The sequence below is a fragment of the Nocardia grenadensis NBRC 108939 genome, from assembly GCF_001613445.1.
Taxonomy (GTDB): domain Bacteria; phylum Actinomycetota; class Actinomycetes; order Mycobacteriales; family Mycobacteriaceae; genus Nocardia; species Nocardia grenadensis.
Genome location: NZ_BDCJ01000009.1, coordinates 425,847 through 445,597 on the forward strand (window position 1 = coordinate 425,847; position 19,751 = coordinate 445,597).

At 68.1% G+C, this 19,751-nt stretch carries 20 protein-coding genes and 1 pseudogene; 16 read left to right on the forward strand and 5 right to left on the reverse strand.

Features of this window, described 5'->3' with window-relative positions; translation table 11 throughout:
• Positions 1 to 10: 10 nt before the first annotated feature.
• From NGR01S_RS11810 to NGR01S_RS11855, 10 genes are read left to right on the forward strand one after another with little or no spacing between them, the layout of a single operon-like run.
• A complete protein-coding gene (locus NGR01S_RS11810) occupies positions 11 to 838 on the forward strand; it encodes an alpha/beta fold hydrolase (RefSeq protein WP_063036211.1) in 828 nt (275 codons plus the stop codon).
• Complete coding sequence (locus NGR01S_RS11815) at positions 835 to 1,575, forward strand: SDR family oxidoreductase (protein WP_063036212.1); 741 nt, start codon at positions 835 to 837, stop codon at positions 1,573 to 1,575. Before NGR01S_RS11810 ends, NGR01S_RS11815 begins: the two co-directional genes overlap by 4 nt.
• Positions 1,576 to 1,624: 49 nt before the next feature.
• Complete coding sequence (locus NGR01S_RS11820; protein WP_063036213.1) at positions 1,625 to 2,413, forward strand: SDR family oxidoreductase; 789 nt, start codon at positions 1,625 to 1,627, stop codon at positions 2,411 to 2,413.
• 55 nt (positions 2,414 to 2,468) lie between these two features.
• Complete coding sequence (locus tag NGR01S_RS11825) at positions 2,469 to 4,145, forward strand: thiamine pyrophosphate-binding protein (protein ID WP_063036214.1); 1,677 nt, start codon at positions 2,469 to 2,471, stop codon at positions 4,143 to 4,145.
• A gap of 4 nt (positions 4,146 to 4,149) precedes the next feature.
• On the forward strand, positions 4,150 to 4,740 hold the full coding sequence (locus NGR01S_RS11830; RefSeq protein WP_063036215.1) for an alpha/beta fold hydrolase: 591 nt from the start codon (positions 4,150 to 4,152) through the stop codon (positions 4,738 to 4,740).
• A complete protein-coding gene (locus tag NGR01S_RS11835; RefSeq protein WP_039829149.1) occupies positions 4,733 to 4,960 on the forward strand; it encodes a recombinase-like helix-turn-helix domain-containing protein in 228 nt (75 codons plus the stop codon). Before NGR01S_RS11830 ends, NGR01S_RS11835 begins: the two co-directional genes overlap by 8 nt.
• Before the next feature lies 1 nt (position 4,961).
• The gene (locus tag NGR01S_RS11840) at positions 4,962 to 6,047 is read left to right on the forward strand and encodes a Rieske 2Fe-2S domain-containing protein (RefSeq protein ID WP_063036216.1); all 1,086 of its coding nucleotides are present in this window, start codon (positions 4,962 to 4,964) and stop codon (positions 6,045 to 6,047) included.
• Positions 6,044 to 6,385 carry a hypothetical protein gene (locus NGR01S_RS11845; RefSeq protein ID WP_063036217.1) on the forward strand — a complete coding sequence of 114 codons (342 nt, stop codon included), beginning with the start codon at positions 6,044 to 6,046 and terminating at the stop codon, positions 6,383 to 6,385. Before NGR01S_RS11840 ends, NGR01S_RS11845 begins: the two co-directional genes overlap by 4 nt.
• Positions 6,382 to 6,780, forward strand: a complete 399-nt coding sequence (locus NGR01S_RS11850; protein WP_063036218.1) for a RidA family protein — start codon at positions 6,382 to 6,384, stop codon at positions 6,778 to 6,780. The genes NGR01S_RS11845 and NGR01S_RS11850 overlap by 4 nt, the downstream gene beginning before the upstream one ends.
• A 52-nt stretch (positions 6,781 to 6,832) precedes the next feature.
• Entirely contained in the window at positions 6,833 to 7,960 is a 1,128-nt protein-coding gene (locus tag NGR01S_RS11855) for an FAD-dependent monooxygenase (RefSeq protein WP_063036219.1), read from the forward strand.
• 431 nt (positions 7,961 to 8,391) lie between these two features.
• Here the strand turns inward: NGR01S_RS11855 and NGR01S_RS11860 are convergent, their stop codons facing one another.
• From NGR01S_RS11860 to NGR01S_RS11870, 3 genes are read right to left on the reverse strand one after another with little or no spacing between them, the layout of a single operon-like run.
• On the reverse strand, positions 8,392 to 9,264 hold the full coding sequence (locus NGR01S_RS11860; RefSeq protein WP_063036220.1) for a sugar phosphate isomerase/epimerase family protein: 873 nt from the start codon (positions 9,262 to 9,264) through the stop codon (positions 8,392 to 8,394).
• Entirely contained in the window at positions 9,261 to 10,451 is a 1,191-nt protein-coding gene (locus NGR01S_RS11865) for a dihydrodipicolinate synthase family protein (RefSeq protein ID WP_157107216.1), read from the reverse strand. Before NGR01S_RS11865 ends, NGR01S_RS11860 begins: the two co-directional genes overlap by 4 nt.
• The gene (locus NGR01S_RS11870; RefSeq protein WP_063036221.1) at positions 10,448 to 11,611 is read right to left on the reverse strand and encodes a Gfo/Idh/MocA family protein; all 1,164 of its coding nucleotides are present in this window, start codon (positions 11,609 to 11,611) and stop codon (positions 10,448 to 10,450) included. The genes NGR01S_RS11865 and NGR01S_RS11870 overlap by 4 nt, the downstream gene beginning before the upstream one ends.
• A 175-nt stretch (positions 11,612 to 11,786) precedes the next feature.
• On the opposite strand from NGR01S_RS11870, the gene NGR01S_RS11875 reads away from it, so the two are divergent.
• From NGR01S_RS11875 to NGR01S_RS33185, 6 genes are all read left to right on the forward strand, one after another.
• Positions 11,787 to 12,827 (forward strand): LacI family DNA-binding transcriptional regulator, encoded by a 1,041-nt coding sequence (locus NGR01S_RS11875; protein ID WP_063036222.1) that lies wholly within the window; start codon positions 11,787 to 11,789, stop codon positions 12,825 to 12,827.
• Between the two features lie 255 nt (positions 12,828 to 13,082).
• The gene (locus tag NGR01S_RS11880; RefSeq protein WP_245664538.1) at positions 13,083 to 13,826 is read left to right on the forward strand and encodes an ABC transporter permease; all 744 of its coding nucleotides are present in this window, start codon (positions 13,083 to 13,085) and stop codon (positions 13,824 to 13,826) included.
• Positions 13,827 to 13,870: 44 nt separating this feature from the next.
• Positions 13,871 to 14,911: an ABC transporter substrate-binding protein gene (locus tag NGR01S_RS11885; RefSeq protein WP_063036346.1), complete on the forward strand. Its 1,041-nt coding sequence runs from the start codon at positions 13,871 to 13,873 to the stop codon at positions 14,909 to 14,911.
• Between the two features lie 16 nt (positions 14,912 to 14,927).
• The gene (locus tag NGR01S_RS11890) at positions 14,928 to 15,731 is read left to right on the forward strand and encodes an ABC transporter ATP-binding protein (RefSeq protein WP_063036224.1); all 804 of its coding nucleotides are present in this window, start codon (positions 14,928 to 14,930) and stop codon (positions 15,729 to 15,731) included.
• A 42-nt stretch (positions 15,732 to 15,773) separates the two neighbouring features.
• Positions 15,774 to 16,892: a glycerate kinase gene (locus tag NGR01S_RS11895; RefSeq protein WP_063036225.1), complete on the forward strand. Its 1,119-nt coding sequence runs from the start codon at positions 15,774 to 15,776 to the stop codon at positions 16,890 to 16,892.
• Between the two features lie 74 nt (positions 16,893 to 16,966).
• Positions 16,967 to 17,071 (forward strand): DUF427 domain-containing protein, encoded by a 105-nt coding sequence (locus NGR01S_RS33185; protein ID WP_373861413.1) that lies wholly within the window; start codon positions 16,967 to 16,969, stop codon positions 17,069 to 17,071.
• A 321-nt stretch (positions 17,072 to 17,392) separates the two neighbouring features.
• Here the strand turns inward: NGR01S_RS33185 and NGR01S_RS11900 are convergent, their stop codons facing one another.
• Positions 17,393 to 18,391, reverse strand: coding sequence for a patatin-like phospholipase family protein (locus tag NGR01S_RS11900; protein WP_063036226.1), 999 nt, complete (start codon positions 18,389 to 18,391; stop codon positions 17,393 to 17,395).
• 131 nt (positions 18,392 to 18,522) lie between these two features.
• Positions 18,523 to 18,999: pseudogene (locus NGR01S_RS11905) on the reverse strand (fatty acid desaturase family protein); the annotation flags it as partial.
• Between the last annotated feature and the right edge of the window lie 752 nt (positions 19,000 to 19,751).

A 19,751-nucleotide genomic window follows, 5' to 3' on the forward strand; every position in this document is an offset into this window, starting at 1 on the left:
GGGTGCAGCCGTGACCGGCCCGGCCGCGCCGGCCCGGGCGACCCGGTGGGTTTCGGCGCGGGGGATCTCGCTCGAGGTCCGCGGGGCGGGCGATCCGGTGCTGCTCCTGCACGGTATCGGCGGTAGTGCGGCAGCCTGCGCTGCACTGGCCGAGATGCTGAGCGCGCACGGCTACCGCACGTACTGCTGGGACGCGCCGGGATACGGGCGGTCGGCCGATCCGGCGCCGAGTGTGGACAATTCCACCGCGGGCTACGACCACGCGCTGGTGGTCGCGGAACTGATCGCCGAACTCGGTGGCGGGCCCGTGCATCTGCTCGGCACGTCGTGGGGCGGGGTGATCGCGACCGCGGTCGCCGCCGTGCATCCCGCGTCGGTCCGTTCGCTCGTCCTGGCCGACAGCACCCGCGGCTCGGGGGTTCACCCGGAGCGGGCGCAGGCGATGCGGGCCCGCATCGGTGAGCTGCGTGCGCTCGGCGGCCCGGCATTCGCGGCGGCCCGCGCGCCGCGACTGGTCTCGCCCACCTGCCCCGAAGAGGTCGCGCGCACTGTGGCATCCGATATGGCACAGGTCCGGCTACCCGGTTACACCGCCGCCGCCGAGTACATGGCCCGCACCGATACCGGGCCGAGCCTGGCCACCCTGGCGGCACCCACGCTGGTGCTGGTCGGGGCAGACGACATCGTCACCGGCGTCGACGAATCCCGGCTGCTGGCCGACGCGATTCCCGGCGCCCGCTTCGGGCTGATCCTGGGCGCCGGACATGCGGCAGTGCAGGAGAAGCCGGTGGAGACGGCCGCGCACATCCTGCGGTTCTGGAAGGAACTGGACGAATGAGCAGACTTGTCGTGGTCACCGGGGCCGGCCGGGGACTGGGTTTCGCGATCGCCGAGCGGCTGGCCGCCGCGGGCGACCGGGTCGTCATCGCGGAGATGCGCGCCGAACTGGCCGACGGTGCCGAGAAGTCACTGCGGGACAAGGGGTACGACGTCACCGCGGTGGTCACCGATATCGCCGACCGCGATTCGGTGGTCGCCCTCGCGGGCCGGGTAGCCGACCTGGGTGGCGCGGACGCGCTGGTCAACAATGCGGCGCTCGCGGACGGTGTGGGCGGTGATGCGTTCTGGGAACTCGATGAGGGGTTCTTCCAGAAGGTGATGACTGTCAACACGTTCGGGACCTGGCTGGTCAGCAAGCATCTCTTCGCCCAGTTGGCGCGGGGCGGTAACGGCGCCATCGTGAATATCGCCTCCGATGCCGCCCTGTACGGCTCGCCCCGCCTGGTGCACTATGTCGGCTCCAAGGGCGCGGTCATGGCGATGACCCGCACGATGGCGCGCGACGGGGGCCCGCACGGGCTGCGGGTCAATGCCATCGCCCCCGGCCTGACCCGGGTCGAGGCCACGGCCACGGTACCGGCATCGCGGTACCGGCTCTACGCCGACAACCAGGCGCTGGACCGCGAACAGACCCCCGACGACGTCGCGGGCACGGTGCAGTTCCTGCTCTCGGACGCGGCGAGCTACCTGACCGGCCAGACCCTGGTGGTCGACGGGGGATTCGTCATGAACTGACCGCCCGCCGCTATCCGAAACCTACGCCGCACAAGGAGACCGACCCTCGATGGATCTGCAACTCACCGACCGCACCGTGGTCGTCACCGGCGCGAGTTCCGGGGTGGGACTGGCGACGACCCGGATGCTTCTCGCCGAGGGCGCCCGGGTCGCCGCCTGTGCCCGCGATCTGGACCGGTTGCGCACCGCGATCGATTCGATCGACGGTGCCGATCACGCCAGGATCCACCTGGCGGCCTGCGATGTCACCGACCGAGCCGAGGTGGAAGCCTTCATCGGCTCCACCGCCGAGCGTTTCGGCGGTATCGACGGGCTGGTGTGCAATGCCGGTCGCTCCCTGATGGCACCGCTGTCGGAGACCACCGACGAGCAGATCCGCGCGGAATTCGACCTGAAGATCTTCGGCTCCTGGAATCTGGTGCGTGCGGCCCGCAGTGCGCTGGCCGCCGCGGACCGCGGCGCCGTCGTCAATGTCAACGCGATCCTGTCCCGGCAGCCGGAGCCCCGGCTCGCCGTCACCTCGGCCGCACGGGCCGCGCTGCTGAACCTCACCCACTCCATGGCCGAGGATCTCGCCGCGGACGGGACCCGGGTGAACTCGGTGCTGCTCGGACTCGTCGACACCGGCCAGTGGCGCCGCCGGTTCGAGACCTCGGGGACCGCACTCGACTACGACGCGTGGAGCGCCGAGATCGCCGCCGACCGCGGTATCGCGCTGGGCCGGTTCGGCACCGCCGACGAGGTCGCGTTCCCCATCGTCACCCTGCTCTCGCCGCTGAGCGGCTACACCACCGGCACCAGTATCGACGTCGGTGGTGGCGTCGGCCGCTACATCTGACCATCAGCCCGGCCCGGCGGATCCGCCGTTCCCAGATCTCTCCGGAGGACAACCCATGACGACCACCGACAGCCCCGGCGCGAAGGATCCCACCGGTGGCGATGTGCTCGTCGCCGTAATGCGCAGGCACGGCATCGACACCGCCTTCGGCGTGATCAGCATCCACAATCTGCCGCTCGTCGAGGCGGTGGCGCGGGAGCTGAACTTCGTGGCGGTACGCCATGAGGCCGCGGCAGTCAACGCCGCCGACGGCTACGCGCGCGCGACCGGCAGGATCGGAGTCGCGATCACCAGCACCGGGACCGGCGCCGGAAATGCCGCGGGTTCGATGCTCGAAGCATTGACCGCGGGGAGCCGGGTGCTGCATGTGACCGGCCAGATCGAGAGCGAGTACCTCGGTTCCGGCGGATCGACGCGGGGTGTGATCCACGAGGTGCCCAAACAGCTGCAGATGCTCGATGCCGTCTCCCGTTACGCGACGACCATCGAAGCCGCGGAGGATGTCGAAGCGGATCTGGAAACCGCCATCGCCCATATCCTCGCCGCTCCGCAGGGCCCGGCCAGTGTGGAATGGCCCTCGGATCTGCAATATCTGGCGCGTCCGGCCGATCAGCGCGGGTACGACCCGCCGGTCTTCGACGTGCCGGTACCGGAGCGCGACGCGATCACCGCGGCAGTCGCCCTGCTGGCGGCGGCCGAGCGTCCCCTGATCTGGGTCGGCGGGGGAGCGGCGGGCGCGAGAACCGAACTGGCCACGCTGCTGCACACCCTCGGAGCGGGTCTGCTGACCAGCAACTCGGGGCGGGCGATCGTGCCCGAGGACGACCCGTTGGTGATCGGGAACTTCGCGACGGCGCCGGAGGTCGCGCCCCTGCTCGCGGACGCCGACCTGCTGCTGTCGATCGGCACCCACTTCCGCTCCAACGAGACCAAGAGCTACCACCTGCGGTTACCGGACACACAGATCCAGATCGATGTGGACCCGGCGGCCGTCGGCCGTATCTATCCGGCGAAGGTCGGCCTCGTGGGTGATGCCGCGGCCACCCTCGCCGCGATCAACGACGGCCTGACGAGCACCTCGGTGGACCCGGGGTGGCCCGGCCGGGTCACCGACACCAGGGGGGCGGTCCGCGCGGCGCTCACGGCCTATATCGGCGGGTACGCGGAGATCTGCGAAGGGATGCGGTCGGTACTGCCGCGCGAATCCGTGGTCGCGCGCGATGTGACCATCCCCTCCAGCCAGTGGGGCAACCGATTGCTGCCCTTCTACGAACGCGAGACCAATATCTTCCCCCTCGGGGGTGGTATCGGGCAGGGCCTGGCCATGGGGATCGGCGCCGCGCTCGGACGGCCCGAGGTGCCGACCGCGGTGATCGCAGGGGACGGCGGTCTCGCCGTACACCTCGGCGAACTCGCCTCGCTCGCCGGCAACGGCGCCTGGTGCGTCGTGGTGATCTTCAACGACGGTGGTTACGGTGTACTGCGGAACATGCAGGCGGCCAACGGTTTCGACCGGTCCGGTGTCGATCTGTTCACGCCCCGGTTCGATCTGCTCGCGGCCGCACTCGATATGCCCTACACCCTGGTCCAGGGCCCGGGACGTTTCGCGAAGGCGTTCGCGGACGCGGTGGCGACCCGCGGTCCGGCGATCGTCGAGGTCGATGTGGCCGCGGTCGAACCGCCGCCCGGCCCCTTCACCCCACCGGTGCACATCCCGATTCGGGAGGGCTGATCCGATGACCGGCAACGAATGGGACGACGACACCCCGGCGCACGCGCTGGTGTGCCTGCACGCCGGACCGGACCCGGCCCGCTGGTTCGCCGGCCAGATCGAAACGCTCGGCGCGATCGCGCACCAGTCCCGGGCGCTGGACGCGGCCGACGCGGAGCACGTCGACGCCTGGGCCGATGAGGTGGCATCCGCCGTGACAGCCCTCGGCCACGACCGCGTGCACCTCCTCGCCACGGGCGCCACCACATACGGCGCCATCGCCCTCGCCGCCCGGTACCCCGCGCTCGTCACCAGCCTCGTGCTGGGCGACCCGGAGGCCGACCCGGACGCTCCCGGATACGGCGAACTGCTGGCACAGGTGGCCGCCCCGACCCTGGTGATCGCCTCGGTCCCCGACGAGCGCGTGGATATCGCGCAGGCACAGAGCATCGCCGGCGGTATCGACAACGGGGTGTTCGTCGTCATCGACGGCGCCGCGATCCCGGCCCACCGCGAACGCGCCGCCTCGTTCAACGAATGGGTCACCGCGTTCACCGCTATCGCCGAAGGTCTCGATGCCATGGCATCGCAGCAACAGGAGAAAACCAATGCCTGACACCACCGAGCACTACCTCGAGCCCAATCAGACCCACCCCGAACCGATCAGCCCCTACGAGACCAAGCTGTCCGGTTCGATCATGGAGATCTTCGGCCGGGGCACCCACGATCTGCCCGGGCTGATCGCCGGACTGAACGAGCTGGGCCTGCACGCGCCCGACGGGCAGGCCTGGACCGAGGACAATTTCCGCGCCGAGATGCGACGACTGGGAGACTGAGATGACCACCGCGACCACATCCGCCCCGACCGCGACCGGCGGTCCGAAGAAGCGCGCGGTCGGTGTCCGCAAGGAGATGACCGCCGCGGATATCGCCGCCACCGGGCTGCGTGACCGGTGGTATCCGATCCTGCCCTCGCGCATGGTGAAGCCCGGGGAATCCAAGAAGGTCACCCGGCTGTCCGTCGACTGGGTGCTGTTCCGGGACCCGCGGGGGACCGTCCATATGCTCGCGGACCGCTGCCCGCATCGCAGCGCACCGCTGTCGGTGGGCCAGCACCTCGGCGACCGGCTCGCCTGCAAATACCACGGTGTCCAGGTGGACGGCACCGGCACCGTCGTCTCCGTGCCGGGTATGCCCGGCTGCGCGCTCGAAGGTAAGCGGGCGACGGTGTCGTTGCGGGTCGTCGAGGCCGCCGACACCATTTTCGCGTACGTCCCGCTGACCGAGGATTCCGAGCCCACGCCGTTCGTCCTGCCCGATCGGCTCACCGACGAGGCGGTGTCCTGGTTTCCGAACTTCGCGGAATGGGCCGGACCGTGGCGTTTCTATATGGATAATGTGCTCGACCCGATGCACGGTGCGTTCCTGCACCGCGATTCGCATTCGATGTTCGGCGGCGACACCTCGGCGCGCTTCCGGATCCGGGAAACCGACCGCGGCTTCTTCTTCGAGAAGACCGATCAGGTCGGTGTGAACTTCGACTGGGTCGAGTACGTGCGCGGATCCATGGACTACGTCGACCTGGAGATCCCCTACGCGCCGAACGCCGGCCCCGGCGGCGTCTTCGGCATCGTCGGTATGGCCACACCGATCGACGCGGACAATTCCGCGATCTTCCATTGGCGCACCCGCCGCGTGGACGGCTGGGAGCGTGAGGTGTGGCGCTTCCTCTACCGCACCCGGCTGGAGGCCCGGCACTGGGAGGTGCTCGAACAGGACCGCGAGGTGCTCGAGGCACTGGCCGCCGACGCCGACCACGAAGAACACCTGTACCAGCACGACCTCGGTGTCTCGCGTATTCGCCGCATCTACCGCGCGGACGCGAGGAAACAGGCGGCGATCCTGGCGGGCGAAACGGTATGAGCGCGCCGCGGGCGGATTCCGCCGACACCATGATGCTGACGGTGTTCCTGCGGCACGACCAGTCGCAGAACCTGGAACAGATCCAGGGCCGGCTCGACGAGGCCGGCTGGTGGCAGAATTTTCCGCCCGCGGGCTGCGAGGTCGTCTCCTGGGTGGTCGCGATGGGCGTGGGACAGATCGTGACACTGCGGCTACCGGTGGCGCGGCTTGCCGCCGTCAATGTGGAGCTGGAACGGCGGGCGTGGGGTGTGTTCCACACCGACTTCTACCCGACCTACGACTTCGTGCCGGTGCGCGAGCGGCTGACCCGCGAATCCGGCGAGCGGCGCGGCGTATGACCCGGGTGGCGGCGGAGACGGTCGCGGAGGCGCCGCGGCCGGGCATGTTCAGCAATGCCAGGGTGCACGGCGATCAGTTCTTCCTGTCCGGGATGCATGCGGGCGAACCCGGCGGGATCGTCGGCGGCGCCGACACCTATCTACAGGCCCGGGAGGCGTTCCGGCGGGTACGCGCGCTCACCGAGGCCTGCGGGGCCGTCGTGGACGACATCCTCGTCCTGCGCGTCTATCTGACCGATATCGCCGACCGGGCGGCGGTCGGCAGGGCGCGCGCCGAGGTGTTCTCCGGCGACTTCCCGTGCTCGACGCTGGTCGAGGTATCGGCGCTCGTCGAATCCGGCCTGAAGGTGGAGATCGAGGCCCAGGGCGTCATCGGGTCACACAGCGGCACCTGATCCGCCGCCGGTTCGGATCGCACGCACACTCTCGAAAGTTGAGGACAGAATCATGAGCAAGGCACCGAGCGTGGCCGTCTGCGGGGCGGGTATCGGCGGTCTCACCGCGGCCCTCGCACTCCGGAAGATCGGCATCGACGCGCAGGTCTTCGAGCGGACGAGCCGATTCGCCCGGGTCGGCGCGGATATCAATCTCACCCCGAATGCCGTCCGCGCGCTCGACGGCCTCGGCCTGGGTGCGGCGCTGCGGGATTCGGCGGCCCGGCCGCAGTTCCGGATCAGCCGGACCTGGGATACGGGCGCGGAGACCTCACGGCTCGAGATGGGCTCCTCGGCGGAGGCACGTTATGGCTCACCGCAACTCACTCTGCACCGCGGTGATCTCATGTCCGCCCTCGAATCGGCGCTGCCGGAGGACAACATATCGCTGGGCCGACAGGTCGTCGATATCCGCGACGGAGTAATCCATTTCGCCGACGGCGGGGTACACCGAGCCGACGTGATCATCGGTGCGGACGGTATCCATTCCGCGGTCCGCACCGCGCTGTTCGGCCCCGAGCATCCCACCTTCACCGGTGTCGTGGCGTTCCGTGCGGTCGTCCCGGCGGCGGCGGTCGCCGCGGTGCCGAATCTGGACAGCTTCACCAAATGGTGGGGGCCGGACGCCGCGACCCAGATCGTGACGTTCCCGCTGAGCCAGGGCAAGGACATCTTCATCTTCGCCACCTGCGCGCAGGAGGAGTGGACCGAGGAGTCGTGGACGACCCCCGGCAGCGCCGACGAACTGCGCGACCTGTACCGGAACTTCCACCCGGAGGCGCGCGCCCTGCTCGACGCCTGTGACGACGTTCTCAAATCCGCGCTGTACGTGCGTGATCCGCTGCCCGCGTGGACACAGGGCAGGGTCACCCTGCTCGGCGACGCGTGCCATCCGATGATGCCGTTCATGGCTCAGGGAGCGGGGCAGGCGATCGAGGACGCGGTGGTGCTGGCGCGCTGCCTCGGGTCGGATACCTACGCCGACGTGGCCGATGCCCTGATCGGGTACGAGAACACCCGGATGGACCGGACCGCTCGGATCCAGCGCGGCTCCCGGTCCAACGAATGGCTGAAAACAGCGGGCAACGGCGACTGGGTGTACGAGTACGACGCCTGGAACGTGGCACTGGCCGGCGCATAGTCACCGGTCCGTCGCCGACCCCGCCGAGTGGTCGCGGACCGATCCGTTGTGCCGAGGGGTGCGTGCCCAGGACCGGACTCCTTACTCGGCTGCAACGAGTGACCGGTTCCGCGTTCGCCCTTCCGGCGATCGTGCGCTGTGCACCGAGGTGCCGACGCGATCGATTCCCCAAGCAGGGCCGGGTCGATGATCCGGCGCTGTGGGAGCCCGTACTCGGTCTGCGACGCGATTTCCTGGACGCCGCGTTCGAGCAGGCGCGGCAATCGTTCCGCTCGATGGACAACTTCGCCGGAAGCGGGCCGGGTGCCGACGCCATCTCTCGCGGCGCAGCGAACGAAACCGGCGGGCTGAACCGGCGCAGTGCGCGCATCGTGGCGGCCGGCCGATTCCGGCCCGGGACCGATGGGCCCGGGCCGGGTTGCCCTGTCCGGTCAGTCCACGAGGGACGGGAGGACCAGATCACGGTAGCGCTGCTTCATCGTCTCGATCACCTCGTGGCCGTCGCCGGCCCAGAGCGCGGCATTGAAGATCTCGACCTCGACGTCGCCGCGGTAACCGGCGGCGCGAACCCACCCGCCGATGGTCGCGAAATCGATGACGCCATCGCCCATCATGCCGCGCGACAGCAGCGGATCGGCGGTCATCGGGTTCAACCAGTCACACACCTGATAGGAGCTGATCCGTCCGGCGGCACCGGCCTGGGCGATCTGCTCCGCCACGGCCGGATCCCACCAGATATGGAAGGTGTCGACCACGACGCCCACGGTCTCCGCCGGAAACGGCCGGGCCATGGACAAAGCCTGCGCCAGTGTGGATATCACCGCACGGTCGGCACAGAACATCGGGTGCAGCGGCTCCAGGGCGAGGCGGACACCGCGCTCGGCCGCATACGGGACCAGTAGAGCGAGCCGCTCGTTCACCCGCTCCCGGGCGGCGACGAGGTCCCGGTCCGGTATACCGCCGACCACCATCACCAGTTCCCGGGTGCTCAGCGTCGCCGCGTCGTCGATGGCACGGCGGTTGTCGTCGAGTGCCGCCCGACCATCGCCCGACTCGGTCAGGAAGCCGCCGCGGCACAGACTGGAGACGCGCAACCCGGCGTCGGCGACGATCTTCGCCGCGGCGGCGGCGCCGATTTCGTCGACCCGGTCGCGCCACAGCCCGACCGCGCCGAGCCCCGCACGGGCCGCGCCCTCTACCGCCTCGGTGAGCGTCCACCGCTTCGTCGTCGCCGTATTCAGCGACAGCGATCGATACGGATCGGCCGGGTCAAATGGAATATGCTGTGCCGCAACAGATGTCATGAGATAGAACCGTTCAGCTCGAGGTAGACCCGCATGCGGTGGGCGGCCAGCTCCGGGTCCGACAGCAGTCCGGCCTTGTCCGCGAGGCGGAACAATTCGGCCAGGTGAGGTACGGACCGCCCCGTGGCCAGCCCTGCCACCATCGAGAAACCCGGTTGCCGGCCGTTGAGCCACGACAGGAATGCGATACCCGTCTTGTAGTAGTAGGTCGGTGCGGCGAAGATGTGCCGACCGAGTGCCCGGGTGGCGCCGAGTATTTCCGACGCACGCGTCACATTGCCGTTGTCGAGTTCCTGTAGCGCGGTCGACGCGGCCGGGTAGATCGCCGCGAAGATACCCAGTAATGCGTCCGAATGCCCCTGCGCGTCACCGACGATCAGCTCGGGATAGTTGAAATCGTCACCCGTGTACAGCCGCACCCCGTCGGGCAGCGCGCGGCGCAGTGCGACCTCGTGTGCCGCGTCGAGCAGCGAGACCTTGACTCCGTCGATCTTCGATCGGTTGTTCTCGATGAGCGTACGGAAGGTCGCAGTAGCGGTATCGATATCGGAGCTGCCCCAGTACCCGTGCAGCGCGGGATCGAACATGGTGCCGAGCCAGTGCAGGATCACCGGTCGGTCCACACCGGCCAGCAGCTTCTCGTAGACATAGAGGTAGTCGGCGGCCGAACGGGCGACCTGTACAAGTGCCCGTGAGGCCATCAGGATCACCTGCGCTCCGGCATCGGTCACCACATCGATCTGCTCGCGGTAGGCGTCGATGATCCGGTCGAGGCCGGCCGATCCGGCGGGGAGTCCGGTGGGGTCGAGCTGATCGGTCCCGGCGCCGCAGGCGAGCCTGCCACCGGCCGCGGCCGCCTCGGCGCCGGATCGCCGGATCAATTCGGCCGTCGCTGCCCAGTCGAGGCCCATGCCGCGCTGTGCGGTGTCCATGGCATCGGCGACACCGAGCCCGTAGGACCACAATTCGTGCCGGTAGGCCAGGGTCGCGTCCCAGTCGACAGCCGCGGGCGCGCCCGGTGTGTTGTCGCCGGTCACCCGTGGAATCACATGTGCGGCAGCGAAAGCCACACGTGAGGTGATCGGTGCCGTCGGCCGTGTCCAGGCGCCCGGTGTGCCGAGAACGTACGGTTCGAGCCCTCCGTCGACGGGAAGCACGACCGACACACCGGTGGACATGGCGGTCACAGCGTGACCTCCGGGATCTCGATCCGGCGGCCTTCGGCGGAACTGCGCAGGCCCAGTTCGGCCAGTTGGACACCGCGGGCGGCGGACAGTAGCCCGTAGCGATGCGACCGTCGGTTCACCACGTCGGTGAGAAACTCCTCCCACTGCAATTTGAAACCGTTGTCCAGATCCGCGTTCGCGGGCACTTCCAGCCATTGATCACGGAACGGCTCGGTGACCGGGAGATCCGGATTCCAGACCGGCTTGGGCGTGTGCGAGCGATGCTGGGCGACGCATTTGCGCAGGCCGGCGACGGCTGAGCCGTGCGTTCCGTCGATCTGGAATTCGACGAGCTCATCGCGGTACACGCGGACCGCCCACGACGAGTTGATCTGCGCGACGACGCCGTTCTCCATCTCGAAGATCCCGTAGGCGGCATCATCGGCGGTGGCCGAATACGGCTGCCGCTGTTCGTCCCATCGGGTGGGGATATGGGTCGTCGCTTTCGCGGTGACCGCCTCGACCTTGCCGAGCAGGCCCTCGAGCACGTAGTTCCAATGGCAGAACATATCCACGACGATGCCGCCGCCGTCCACGGTCCGGTAGTTCCAGCTGGGTCGCTGGGCGGGTTGGCCGTCGCCCTCGAAGACCCAGTACCCGAACTCGCCGCGCAGCGACAGGATCCGGCCGAAGAAGCCTTCGTCGACGAGCCTGCGCATTTTCACCAGGCCGGGCAGGTAGAGCTTGTCGTGCACGACGCCCGCGGTGACGCCGGCGTCGGCCGCCACCCGGGCCAGTTCCACGGCTTCGGTCAGGGTCTCGGCGGTAGGCTTCTCGGTGAAGACGTGTTTGCCCGCCTTCATCGCCGCGGCGAGCGCCTCGGCGCGACGTGAGGTGACCTGCGCGTCGAAATAGATATCGATGGACGGGTCGGCGATGACCGCGGCGGCGTCGGTGCTCCATTCGGCGATGCCGTGCTGTTCGGCGAGTTCGGCGAGCCGGGCGGCATTGCGGCCGACGAGGACCGGCTCCACCAGGACGCGGGTGCCGTCCGGGAGCAGCAGCCCACCGCCATCGCGGATAGGCAGGATCGATCGCATCAGGTGCTGGCGGTAGCCCATGCGACCGGTGACGCCGTTCATGGCGATGCGGAGCGTGCGCGGGGCAGGGGAATCGGGCATTGGTCTGTGCCTCTTCTGATTTGCGTGGCCGACGACCGCGGAACGGGTCGTGGACGATGCGGATGGATCCGTATACGCGGAGTGGACGAGCAGCGTCGGAATGCGCTTTCCAAGCTATGCTAGTCCTGAAGTCCGGTCAACCCCCACGACTATCGAGAGAACGAGGCACCTGGCCATGGCGGCTGTGAGATTGCAAGATGTCGCGACCCGGGCGGGCGTCTCCCTGGCGACCGCGTCTCGGGTGCTCAACGGCTCCTCGCGGGTCCCCGGCGAAGGCGTCGCCGACCTGGTGCGCGCCGCTGCCGCCGAATTGGGATATGTGGCAAACGCCCAGGCCCAGGCTCTCGCGCGGGCTTCGACGGGACTCATCGGACTCGTCGTGCACGATATCGCCGACCCCTACTTCTCCTCGATCGTGCAGGGTGTCCAGGTGGCCGCGCGCCGGGCGGGCAAGCTCGTGCTGCTGGCCAGTACGCAACGCGACTTCGATATCGAACGCGAATCCGTGAGCACCTTCATCTCGCACCGCGCCGACGCGATCATCCTGGCGGGGTCACGCCAGAGCGGGGATCTCGACCGCGATCTCGAGAAGGAATGCGCGCGGTACCTGGACAACAGCGGCAAGGTTGTGGTGATAGGGCAGCCGCTGTCTTTCGGTGCCGCGGTGGAACCCGAAAACCACGCGGCCTCGGCGCAATTGGCATACGCCCTCCTCGAGCAGGGGCATCGCGACTTCGCCGTCATCGGTGGGCCGGGCAATATCAGGACCGCGGTCGACCGGCGCAACGGTTTCGTCGAGGCGCTCGCGGCGCAGGGTGTGACACCGCTGGTGGAGATCGCGGGAGACTTCTCGCGGGACGGTGGGGCCGGCGCCGCTCGTCGCCTCGCCGCCGCGCTGGACCTGCGCTCCGGAGCGGTCGGCAACGCCGCGCCCTGTGTTTTCGCGGTCAGTGATGTGATGGCGATCGGAGCGATCGCGGCATGGCGCGGGCTGGGCCTCGCGGTCCCCGATGATGTCTGTGTCGCCGGGTTCGACGATATTCCGACGCTGCGGGACCATGTGCCCGGTCTTTCGACGGTGGCGCTGCCGCTGGTGGAGATCGGCGAGCACGCCGTCCGGCTCGCGCTCGACGACTCGGCGACGGCCGCACACGTCCACGAATTCGTCCCCGGACGCGTCATCCTGCGCGACAGCAGCATTTTGCGCCCGGTCTGAACTGGGGAAATTACGAACCCTTGACACTGTGGGTCCGGTCACACTAGCCTCGGTGACAGCTTCGGAAAGCGCATTCCCGGCGGGTGTAGTGCGAACCCCGCTCCACTACTAGCTTTAGGACCCCAGATGGCGGTAGTCACGTCCGTCGAGGCCAGCCCCTCCGCACCGAACCCGGCGCAACCCGCCCGTACTCGGCGTCGGAAGCTCCCATCCCCATCCACTCTGTGGTCGACCGTGTGGCGGCCACTCGCCCTGGTGGCGGTGCTCGTCGTCGCCTGGTGGGCCGTTACCGAGTTCGAGCTCGTCGAGCCCTACATCCTGCCGTCGCCGGCGGATACCTGGCGCACCGCCGCCGACAACTCGGCATACCTGCTCCAGAACACCTGGGTGACGACCTACGAAACAGTGGTCGGCTTCGTTATCGCCGCCGTGATCGGCGAAGCCGTCGCACTGGTGATGATCTACTCCCGTGGTGTCGAGCGAACGATGTATCCGCTCATCCTCTTCGCGCAGGTCATACCCAAGATCGCGATCGCCCCGCTGTTCATCGTATGGCTCGGGTTCGGCACGAGCCCCAAAATCCTCGTCGCCGTACTGATGGCCTTCTTCCCGATCGTCATCGCCGGTATGGCCGGGTTGCGTTCGGTGGATCCCGAAATCCTCGAGCTCACCTCCACCATGGGCGCGAGTAATTGGAAGACATTCGTGAAGGTCCGTTTTCCGGCCTCGCTGCCGCAATTGATGTCCGGCCTCAAGATCGCCGCCACCCTCGCGGTCACCGGCGCCGTCGTCGGCGAATTCGTCGGCGCGAACGAAGGGCTCGGCTATGTGATCCTGCAAGCCAATGGAAATATCGACACAGCGATGCTGTTCGCCGCCCTGATCATCATGTCCCTGCTGGGCATCATCCTGTTCGCGATCATCGAAATCGCCGAGCAGTTCCTCATTCCATGGCACGCCTCGCGTCGATCCACGGCCTCGGCCGTCGGCGCGGCCTGAGCATGCCGAACAACCGCATTCGCGGCAAAGCTGGAGAAACTCGCATGAAATTCGGAATTCGCAGACTCACGACGATCGGCGCCGCCGCGGTGGCATCGGTCCTGGTATTGGCCGGCTGCGGGGGCGGCGGCAATGACGCGAAGGATCCCGGCGCCGACGGGAAGACCACCGCGGTGTCGTTGATGCTCAACTGGTATCCCTACGGCGAGCACGCACCGTTCTATTACGGAGTGCAGGAGGGGATATTCGCGAAGCACGGTATCGATCTGCAGATCTCGGCCGGTCAGGGCTCGACCAAGACCGCGCAGGCCACCGGTTCGAAGCAGACCGATTTCGGCTGGGCCGATACACCGGCCGTGCTCAGCAATATCGACAAGGGCGTCAAGATCAAGAGCGTCGGCGTCTACCTCCAGACCACACCCTCGGCAGTGCAGGTATTCGCCGATTCGAATATCCGGACCCCGGCGGATCTGGCGGGTAAGACCATTGCCGTCTCCGCGGGTGACGCGCCGACCACCACCTTCCCGGTCTATCTGGACAAGGCGGGTGTGTCGGCGGATCAGGTGACCCAGCAGAGCCTGGACTCGGCGGGCAAGATGTCGGCGATGCTCTCGGGCCGGGTCGACGGACTCATCGGATTCGCGCACGACCAGGGCCCCACCATCGCGAACAAAAGCGGCAAAGAGGTCCGCTATCTGCGGTATTCCGACCAGGGCTTGAACTTCTTCAGTAACGGGCTGATCGTGAACGAGGCCACCATCGCATCCTCGCCCGAGCTGGTACAGGCCATGGTGGATGCGACGAGCGAGGCCTTCGCCGCCGCGGTCGCCGACCCGGACGCAGCGGTCGCCGCGATGGAGGGCAAGGATCCGCAGCTGCCGCCGCGGCAGGTCCTGCTCCAGCAGTGGCAGCAGACGATCCCGCTACTCAGCACACCGGAGACCGCCGGGAAGGCGCCGGGAACCAATGCCGAAGCGAACTGGCGCGCCACGATCGATGTCCTCAGCAGTGCGAAGCTCCTCGACAAAGCCGAGGACCCGGCCAAGTACTGGGACGCGCAGTTCACTCCCGCCGGCAAGCCGTGACCGGGCAGGTGACGAGATGAGCACACCCACCGACACCATCGCCCGCACCGATACCGCGGTCGCGGTCGCCGATCTGACCGTACGGTTCTCGTCCAAACGTGGCGAGGTCACCGCATTGCACGATGTCGACTTGCAGGTACGTCGAGGCGAGTTCGTCTCGATCGTCGGCCCGTCCGGCTGTGGCAAATCGACGCTGCTGAAAGTCGTGGCCGGTCTCACCGATCCGAGCGGGGGCAGCGTCGAACTCGGCGGCGCCCCCGTGCGGGGGCCGCAGCGCAATATCGGCTATGTATTCCAGCGTGCCGCACTGCTGGAATGGCGGACCGTACGCAAGAACATCCTGCTCCAGGCCGAGATGCGCGGACTGAACAAACGGGCGGCCGCGGCCGAATGCGCGCGTCTCATCGAGATGACCGGGCTCAGCGGATTCGAGGACGCCCTGCCGCACGAACTCTCCGGCGGTATGCAGCAGCGGGTTTCGCTGTGCCGGGCCCTGCTGCACGAACCGGAAGTGCTGCTGATGGATGAGCCGTTCGGTGCTCTGGACGCGCTCACCAGGGAACGGATGAACGTCGAGCTGCATCGGATCTGGCGGGAAACGGGCACCACGGTACTGCTGGTCACCCATTCGGTGGCCGAGGCGGTATACCTCGCCAACCGGGTGGTCGTGATGAGCCCGCGGCCGGGCCGGATCGTCGAACTGCTCGACGTCGATCTGCCCACGCACCGGAACTACGCCACGACGATGGAGACGCCGGAATTCATCACGGTCGCCAACCGGGTCCGGGATCTGCTCGGTGCGGTGGCGCACGCGGACTGATCCCCGACCCACTGCCGGATCAACCGAGAGGAAGCCGACCGCGTGAGGGTTCTGGTCGCCCCGGACAAGTTCAAAGGAAGCCTTTCCGCCGCCGAGGTGGCCGACCGGCTGGCGGCGGGCTTGGCGGCGGCGGGTGTCGACACCGACAGAATGCCGCTGGCCGACGGCGGGGACGGGAGCGTCGACGCCGCAGTGGCGGCCGGGTTCACGCCGCATCCGGTAACGGTGGCCGGCGCGGCGGGGACTCCGAGCTATGGGTGGATCGCTGTCCGTGACGGCACCGCTGTGGTAGAGGTCGCCAATACCTGCGGCCTCACCACCCTGCCGAACGGACGCCTGCTGCCATTGGACGCGAGCAGTCTCGGGATGGGGCAGGCCATCGCGCAGGCGTTGCGCTTCCGGCCGCGCCGGTTGGTCCTCGCCCTCGGTGGCAGCGCCGGCACCGACGGCGGCATGGGACTGCTCGCGGCGCTCGGCTTCACCTTCGCCGACGCGCGGGGGATACGACTGCGCGCGTGCGGACGGAACCTGGGTCGAGTCCACACCGTCGACTCCGCACGGGCGGTAAGGCTGACCGGCATCGAGATAGTGGTCGCCGGTGATGTCACCAACCCCTTGTTCGGGCCGGACGGCGCGGCGGCGGTGTACGGGCCACAGAAAGGGGCCACCGACGCCGAGGTGCGGTTCCTCGATATCGGCCTGCGTAACCTCGCTCGCGCGTTCGCCCGCAGCGGCCACCCGGACGCGACAGCCCTCGCGGCCACGGCCGGAGCGGGCAGCGCGGGCGGAATCGGTTTCGCCGCGTTACTGCTCGGCGGCACGATCGAGTCGGGCGCCGGGTACTTCCTCGATCTGCTCGGGTTCGATCGGCTCCGCTCCGGTGCCGACCTGGTGGTCACCGGCGAGGGCAGTATCGACGAGCAGACCGCGAACGGCAAACTACCCGCGGTACTGGCCCGCCGCGCCCGCCCCGTTCCGGTCGTTGCCGTCGCCGGCCGGAACACGCTGTCCCCGGACCGATGGGGCCCGGCGGGATTCACCACCATCTACTCCCTCGGCGACTACACCGACCGGGATACCGCCGGTGACCCCGAACTGACCCGGCACTTGCTGACCCGCATCGGCCGGGAGATCGGCCGTCTCCCGGCCCTGACGCCCTGAACAGGCCCACCCCGGCCCGCCGGTGAGAGGCCGCCCCGGCCCATCGTCGGCTGGATGTCGACAATGCCGAACCGCTGCCCGACGCCGCCTGGTACTACCCCGAACCCAAGGCAAAAGCAGCCGAGATCGAGAACTACGTCGCCTTCTACAAGAATCAGGTCGAGATCCTCGACGACTGACCGCCGGTACCCTTCGCCGGGCGACCTCGGTGCCGTAGTCCTCGGCAGGACGGCCCGAGCCCGGCGGGGAGAACGCAGCCGGGTGAGCGGTCGACCAGCAGCGGGAACGGACCTGTCGCCCCATCGGGGTCGGCGTGACCGGAAGGAAAGTCCCGCCGTCATCGGCCCCACCTCTGCCGGTGCCGGATATAGAGCCGGGCCCGATCCGAGCCGCGTCCGCACGGGTCCTTCAGAGGAGACTCGTGGACGCCGGCCGATGACGAGCCACGGGTGCACAAGCGGCGTGGTCGGGTCGTGATTTTCCGGCGGGTACCCCGCTCGCTATTCGGTGACGGCGTGTGACAGACCAGCGGTTCGCTGCCGATCGGCCGTGGAGACTGCTTCCGGTGGTCCGAGAACGTGCGCGTCGACGACGTGCCGGAGTTGCTCTTCGGTCCGGGTCCGGATCCAGGTGGTGGCGATGTCGTACCCGGTGTCGAACAGCTCCTCGGAGGTCTGGGCCGGCGCACTGAGCGCTGCCCCATAGCGCCGGTGGGCGAAGATGGTCGACTCGCGCAGGGTCCGGTCGCGGAATGGTCGCGGGCGGTGCGCGATGGAGGGCAGTGACGGGTGGAGCAGCGGGAAAATCAATCCGCCCCGGCTGTCGTGGGGTTCCGGTCCGTAGAGATCCAGCACGAGGGCGGGGTTCCCGGCGAAGATATCGCGGGGGACGCGGTATTGGCAGCCGCCGTCGAAGACGTCGTCGAGTCCGGCGGCGGCGGGCAGGGCCCCGGGTATCCGGGTGGCGGCGACGATTGCGTCGGCAACGGGCAGATCGGCCAGGCCCAGCTTCGGCAGGTCCCGGGGCAGCAGCAGGGTGCCGTGACCGGCCGCGTAGACCGGGATCAGCAGCGACGAGGCCACACGGTGTGGTTCGGATCCCGGGGGCCCGAGGGCGAAGTCGGCGAAGGTGCGGTCTCCGGCGAATGCGTGGGCGAGTTCGCGAATCCGTGCGTGCGGATAGAGGGCGCGCTGTGTCATCAAGCCACGCAGGCTTCTGGTGCCGAGGATTTCGTGCTCGGGGTGATCGATCGCGAGCATCCGGGCGCGGTCACGTGTCATGCCCAGCGCTGTCGCGGTTGCCGCGAGCGCACCGCCACTGACGCCCACCACGACCGGCTGCAGAGCCGGCGCGGTGGGCCCGAGGTACTGGGCGCGCCGGGCGGTGAGTGCATCCACCGACCCGATGCTCATTCCCACCATCAAGGCGAGGCTGCGGCCGGCGACCCCGGCGAGAATACGGACAATCGGACGTTCCGCTGTGGACGATTGATCTGTCACCGTTGTCCTCGCTCGCCCGTGAATGCCGCGATCCAGCGCTGGAGTCCGCGGCCGGAGCCGGAGGCATTCCCTTGTTCCGAGGCCGTCGCGGCCAACGCGGTGCGGAGCCCGCGCCGTGCACCGGTGCTCTGAATCGGACGCCAGGGCTCGTCCCGGGTCATCCGCAGCACCACGAAGCCGAGATCGGCGTCCATGCCGTAGACATTGGTATAGGTGTGGTGGATATGGTTGTGTGCGCGTTTCCAATGGCTGGACGGGCCGGCGAAATCCCGTTCCCAACAAGCGGAATGGATCTCCGGGTCGTTCATCCAGTCCCACTGCCCGTGGCTGATGTTGTGTCCGGCCTCCATCATCTCGATGATCTTGGACCCCGCCAACATCGCAGTCCCGGCAAGCCGCGCGCCCCGATACCGGCCGCCGCACAACAGAATCAGGCGGGCCGCCGTTTCGAGGCCGCGTTGAAATATGATGACCCGCCGAATGTAGGCCGCATCTCGTGGTCCGCGCGCCTTCTCGATATCGGTGCGGATCCGATCCAATTCGTGGCCGAGCGAATCGATATCCTCGGCGGTGAGGTGTGCGAATGCTTGTATATCCCTGATCGCCATCGATCTTGCTACCGCGCTCCTCGAATGCGGCCGGCGATTCCGGCCCGGATGGCCGGGTGCGACTGATCGGCGGGCCCGGCCCCGGTGCGGGATTTTTCTGCCGTGTCGGCCGGTGTTGCCGCCGTCCCCGGAACCGTAGTCGATTCGAGCTTCACGTCTATCTCCTCCACAAAACTCCGGCAAATATTCTTGAAGTGCGCATGATTGAGCAGATGTGGAACACCGCTGGTTCTCGAGCTGTCGAGATCTTTCTCCGACAGCATTCGGCCGGGTCGCCGGCCCGGCCGCGGCGGCCACGAGGCACGCGAATTGCCATGGCCGCGAACGATATCGCCCGAATTCTCGCTTCGGGCGGGCGTCGTCGCCGATTCCGGGAATTCGTTCGCATGTGCACACCGGGCTGGTCGACATGTCGCGATCACGCAGTGCGGTACGATCGTCTATCTTGCCGCGAGTATCGGCCTACTCTGATCGCGCAATTCCCTTTCCGTCCGCGTCGTACAACGTTTCGTTGTAGACCCGGACGACTCTACTGAAGCAGTTTATCGAGAACAACGAATTCGCCTCGTCAATCGAAAAGTTTGTCAGACGTGCACATTCGATGGAGCGTCTTTGTCCCCGCCGCACAACGCACTCGACCGCCGCTGCCCTCGTGTGCGTTCGCCGGCGGTCTCCCCGCCGGTAACGAGGCTGGTCTGCCCCGATTCGAGAGACGGTACCGGTCTTGTCCATCCCGAGCTGTCGAGGATCGG

What these genes read in the sequence shown, in the direction of transcription:
- NGR01S_RS11815 (WP_063036212.1), top strand. Translation starts at nt 835, where the DNA reads ATGAGCAGACTTGTCGTGGTCACCGGGGCCGGCCGGGGACTGGGTTTC.
- NGR01S_RS11820 (WP_063036213.1), top strand. Translation starts at nt 1,625, where the DNA reads ATGGATCTGCAACTCACCGACCGCACCGTGGTCGTCACCGGCGCGAGT.
- NGR01S_RS11825 (WP_063036214.1), top strand. Translation starts at nt 2,469, where the DNA reads ATGACGACCACCGACAGCCCCGGCGCGAAGGATCCCACCGGTGGCGAT.
- NGR01S_RS11830 (WP_063036215.1), top strand. Translation starts at nt 4,150, where the DNA reads ATGACCGGCAACGAATGGGACGACGACACCCCGGCGCACGCGCTGGTG.
- NGR01S_RS11835 (WP_039829149.1), top strand. Translation starts at nt 4,733, where the DNA reads ATGCCTGACACCACCGAGCACTACCTCGAGCCCAATCAGACCCACCCC.
- NGR01S_RS11840 (WP_063036216.1), top strand. Translation starts at nt 4,962, where the DNA reads ATGACCACCGCGACCACATCCGCCCCGACCGCGACCGGCGGTCCGAAG.
- NGR01S_RS11845 (WP_063036217.1), top strand. Translation starts at nt 6,044, where the DNA reads ATGAGCGCGCCGCGGGCGGATTCCGCCGACACCATGATGCTGACGGTG.
- NGR01S_RS11850 (WP_063036218.1), top strand. Translation starts at nt 6,382, where the DNA reads ATGACCCGGGTGGCGGCGGAGACGGTCGCGGAGGCGCCGCGGCCGGGC.
- NGR01S_RS11855 (WP_063036219.1), top strand. Translation starts at nt 6,833, where the DNA reads ATGAGCAAGGCACCGAGCGTGGCCGTCTGCGGGGCGGGTATCGGCGGT.
- NGR01S_RS11860 (WP_063036220.1), bottom strand. Translation starts at nt 9,264, where the DNA reads ATGACATCTGTTGCGGCACAGCATATTCCATTTGACCCGGCCGATCCG.
- NGR01S_RS11870 (WP_063036221.1), bottom strand. Translation starts at nt 11,611, where the DNA reads ATGCCCGATTCCCCTGCCCCGCGCACGCTCCGCATCGCCATGAACGGC.
- NGR01S_RS11875 (WP_063036222.1), top strand. Translation starts at nt 11,787, where the DNA reads ATGGCGGCTGTGAGATTGCAAGATGTCGCGACCCGGGCGGGCGTCTCC.
- NGR01S_RS11885 (WP_063036346.1), top strand. Translation starts at nt 13,871, where the DNA reads ATGAAATTCGGAATTCGCAGACTCACGACGATCGGCGCCGCCGCGGTG.
- NGR01S_RS11890 (WP_063036224.1), top strand. Translation starts at nt 14,928, where the DNA reads ATGAGCACACCCACCGACACCATCGCCCGCACCGATACCGCGGTCGCG.